The following is a 4,068-nucleotide window of genomic DNA, read 5'->3' as shown; positions in this document are numbered from 1 at the left end:
CTATGTTATTAAAGGTGTCGTATCTAAAATTTGTAAATATACCTGTTGACCATTGGTCTGAAAGACTTCGAACTACACTTGCAGCACCCCAATACCGTTTTCTTTCACTAGTAAACGTTTCATCGTTTCTTACAAATTCACTATTTAATTGGCTTAGTTGAAAATCTGCTCTAACTCGCCAATTATCGGAAACATGATCACTCTCTAAACCTAATTTGTATTCAAATTTTTTGCGACTGGTCTCCTTATCAAATTTTGCTTCACCATAAACTTCAAAAATCCAATTATTCCAAGGATCATAAAATTCTACTTCATTAGCCTCTTTTTTTCCTTTTATTCTGTATACTACTCTATTGGCAATATCAGATTCTAAAATGTATTTAAGTAAGCCTTTTTTTATGCGCCATACCAATCGTTTTCTAATATCATCTGGCGTCATGTTAGCGTTAGAAACAAAGGATAGGGTATGAGCTATACTCTCAAATGAATCGGTGCCTGTAAACTCAAGTTTGTATGTTTTTCCGCCGCTGCCATTCGCAATATCGTATATAAAAACCTGTACATTTGCTAGCCCTTGGTCTCTAACATGATTAATGTTTTTAACTTCTTGTCGTATGTAGTTTTTATCACAATTACATTCTACAAATAGCTTTAAACTTTCTTTTTCTTTTGATTGTCCTAGTGAAATTAAAGGGCAAATAAATAAAAAAATAAAGAGGTATTTAAAGCAATTTTTTGATGGCATAATTGAAATATTAAACGAAACCCCAAAGATACATAATTGTAAAAGGTGAAGTGTATTTATTAGTATAATAATATAAGTTAAACAGGAGTTTCTAACTTGCGTTAGGGATTGCAGAGGTTAGCTTTTGTCGAAGCGCACATCGAGGCAAAACTATGAACGTAAAGCCCGACCTATGTGGTAACGTTTAAAATAATAATTACAAAAAAACTTAATAATTAAATACTAAGGCTTTATTGTTTTAGTAAAAATTAGAATCCTTTATTTAACCTTAGGATAAACCACAACCACTTCCAATTTAAGTATAACTCTCAAAAATTAATTTAAAAAACTCAGCAATTTCATGTAAACCCTTTTAAGTTTATAAATAAATTAATTGTTTTAATAATATACAAATGACAATTGTCATGTCTTTTAAGTTTGTTTGGATAGAACTTTGCATAGTCAAAATAATTAAATAAAAAATGAATATGATAAAAATAAAAAACAAAATAAAGCTTATGGGGTACATTGGATTCATCCTATTAATGTCCAATTTAATACAAGCTCAAGAATTCAATTTAATTAATAGTGAGTCTTCTGTTAAGGTATATGGAACTTCCAGTTTGCATGATTGGCATATTGATGCTGAAAATAAAAACGGAAAGGTTGTATTAAAAAATCTTGAAACAGGAGAAGTTGATAAATGCGATTTCACAGTAGTTGTTGAAAGCCTTAAAAGTGGAAAAAATTCCATGGATAAAAACACTTATAAAGCTTTAAAATCTGATGAATATAAAAATATCACATTTAAGCTTCAAGAAGTTAAAGAGATTGTAAAAAAAGGAGAAAACAAGTTTTTGCTAAAATCTGTTGGATACTTAACAGTTTCTGGTGTTAAGAAACTGATTCCTATCGAATTTAACTTAGAAGTTCTAGAAGGTAAAATTGTTTTATCGGGAGAAAAAGAATTTAAAATGACCGAATTTAATGTTGAACCACCAAAAGCATTATTTGGAACCATAACCACAGGAGATAGTATAACAGTAAAATTTAATTCAATATTTAAACAATAATAAATAAACCAATTTAACAACCAAAAAATTAAAAATCATGAAAAAATTATTTAAAAGTAGTATGCTAATTGTTGCTTTACTAGCAGGTGTTAGTTTTTTTGCTCAAAATAGAAACTTAGACAATTATAGGCAACCCGATAAAAATGGAATAAATGTCTTTGAAACCTTAAAAGATAGTGTTTCAACGTTTACTGACGTGAAAGTAAGATTAGGTGGTGCTTCTACACTACAATTTCAAGCTATTAAAAATGAAAATTCAGGAGCTGTCCCTATTCTAGAAACGGGTAATAATTTTAATTTAGCTACGGCTAATTTAGATTTAGATGTGGCGCTTTATGATGGTGTAAGAATGCATTTAAGAACCTATCTATCTTCTAGACATCACCATGAAACTTATGTAAAAGGCGGCTATTTTCAAATAGATAAGCTAGATTTTATAAGTGAAGGATTCATGCAAGACTTTATGAGCCATGCAACCATAAAAATTGGACATATGGAGAACAACTATGGTGATACACACTTTAGAAGAAGTGATAATGCTCAATCAATTTATAATCCATTTGTTGGAAATTTAATTATGGATTCATTTACAACGGAAGTTGGAGCTGAATTGTTTTACCAATGTGATAGCGGATTATTAGGAATGATTGGATTTTCTAATGGTAAATTAAACCAAAATGTTAAAATATCTGATGGTAAAACAGGTGGCGCCGCATTCTTAGCAAAACTGGGTTATGATAAACAAATATCTGAGGATTTTAGATTTAGATTAACAGGATCTTTATATAATACAGGGTATGCACCAAGTGTTTATTTATATACAGCAGATAGAGGTGGTTCTAGATATTATGATATTTTACAAGATGCATCAGCAAGTAGCGATAATTTTAGATCTGGACGTTTCGATCCTGGTTTCAGAAACAAAATTACTGCAGTTATGTTTAACCCATTTGTAAAATATGGTGGTTTAGAAGTTTTTGGAACAGTAGAGATTACTTCAGGTAGAACTTTAGCTGAAACTGATAGAAGAAAAGCTCAACAATACGCAGGAGAGGTTATTTACAGATTTGGTAATGAAGAAAACTTTTATTTAGGTGGTCGTTACAATACTGTAAGTGCTGAATTGGCAAGTACAGATGACATAAATATTGATAGATTTCAGTTAGGTGCTGGTTGGTTTATGACTAAAAACATCTTAATGAAAGCAGAATATGTAGTTCAAAAATATAAAGACTATCCTGCAGGAAACCTTCTTGAGGATGCTAAGTTTGATGGACTTACATTAGAAGCGATAATTAGTTTCTAAAATAATTGTAAGATGAAAAGGTAAGTCTTAAGGGTATAAAAATTTAATTGTACTTTTAAGGCTTACTTTTTTTATATTGTGAGAATAAATACAATATATTATATTTTTAATGACATGAAAAAGTTATTGTTTTTAGTTTTAATAATGTCAACTTTTGCTTTTACCGTTGTAATTACCGGAAGCACTTCGGTATTAATAACTCCTAGTAGTAATCTGGTTATTAAAGGAAAAACAAATGTTAGCAGTTTTAAATGTGAATATGATATATTCAAGTTTAAAAATCCAATTCCTGTTTTCTTTCAAAAAATTGATAACAGAATGGTATTTGAGAATACAACATTAATTTTAGAAAATAATTGTTTTGATTGTGGAGGAAAGGGAATAAATAGTGATTTTCAAGAACTTTTAAAATCCAATTTATATCCAAAAACACGTCTTCAATTAAAAGAAATTTATCCTGATCGCAACAATGAGAATAAGGTGCTAGCATTAATAGACATAAGTTTAGCTGGCGTTACCAAATCTTGTAAAATACCAGTAACTTTAAAAGGTGATGATATATTAATTATTGAAGGTGTATTAAATTTAAATATTTGCGATTTCAATTTAGAACCACCAAAAAAAGCTTTAGGGCTTATTGTTGTAAAAGAGCTTATTGATATCAATTTTCATTTAGAAGTTCAAGAACATTAAAGTTTAAAAAAAAAATTAATAATGAAAAAGCCTTAACAAATCTGTTAAGGCTTTTTTACTTTGAGTTAGTTATATTTAGTTTGCCGTCTTCACGGGAAGAACATATTAGCCATTCATTGATATTAAAAACTCTTCGTTGTTTTTAGTTTGCTTGAAACGCTCATTTATGAATTCCATAGCTTCAACAGGGTTCATATCTGCAAGATATTTACGCATTACCCACATACGTTGTATGGTAACATCGTCTAATAAAATATCATCACGACGCGTGC

Annotated in this window: 4 protein-coding genes and 1 pseudogene; 3 read left to right on the top strand and 2 right to left on the bottom strand. The window is 29.5% G+C overall.

Annotated elements, in window-relative coordinates:
• Positions 1-745 (bottom strand): hypothetical protein (locus WBN21_RS16905; protein WP_424202376.1); only part of this gene is annotated, 745 nt, incomplete at its 3' end.
• A gap of 497 nt (positions 746-1,242) precedes the next feature.
• Between WBN21_RS16905 and WBN21_RS16900 the strand changes: the two genes are divergently transcribed.
• The 3 genes from WBN21_RS16900 to WBN21_RS16890 all read left to right on the top strand — a co-directional run bounded on the left by WBN21_RS16900 (position 1,243) and on the right by WBN21_RS16890 (position 3,796).
• Positions 1,243-1,797: a YceI family protein gene (locus tag WBN21_RS16900; protein ID WP_424202374.1), complete on the top strand. Its 555-nt coding sequence runs from the start codon at positions 1,243-1,245 to the stop codon at positions 1,795-1,797.
• A 37-nt stretch (positions 1,798-1,834) separates the two neighbouring features.
• Positions 1,835-3,103 (top strand): hypothetical protein, encoded by a 1,269-nt coding sequence (locus WBN21_RS16895; protein ID WP_424202372.1) that lies wholly within the window; start codon positions 1,835-1,837, stop codon positions 3,101-3,103.
• A gap of 114 nt (positions 3,104-3,217) precedes the next feature.
• Positions 3,218-3,796, top strand: a complete 579-nt coding sequence (locus WBN21_RS16890; RefSeq protein ID WP_424202370.1) for a hypothetical protein — start codon at positions 3,218-3,220, stop codon at positions 3,794-3,796.
• Positions 3,797-3,901: 105 nt separating this feature from the next.
• On the opposite strand, the pseudogene WBN21_RS16885 reads toward WBN21_RS16890, so the two are convergent.
• A pseudogene (locus WBN21_RS16885) lies at positions 3,902-4,068 on the bottom strand (transcription termination factor Rho); the annotation flags it as partial.

This window comes from Algibacter sp. (assembly GCF_049667265.1).
Classification (GTDB): Bacteria; Bacteroidota; Bacteroidia; order Flavobacteriales; family Flavobacteriaceae; genus Algibacter_B.
The sequence above is the reverse complement of the archived record's forward strand: the minus strand, read 5'-3'. Positions and strand labels throughout refer to the sequence as shown.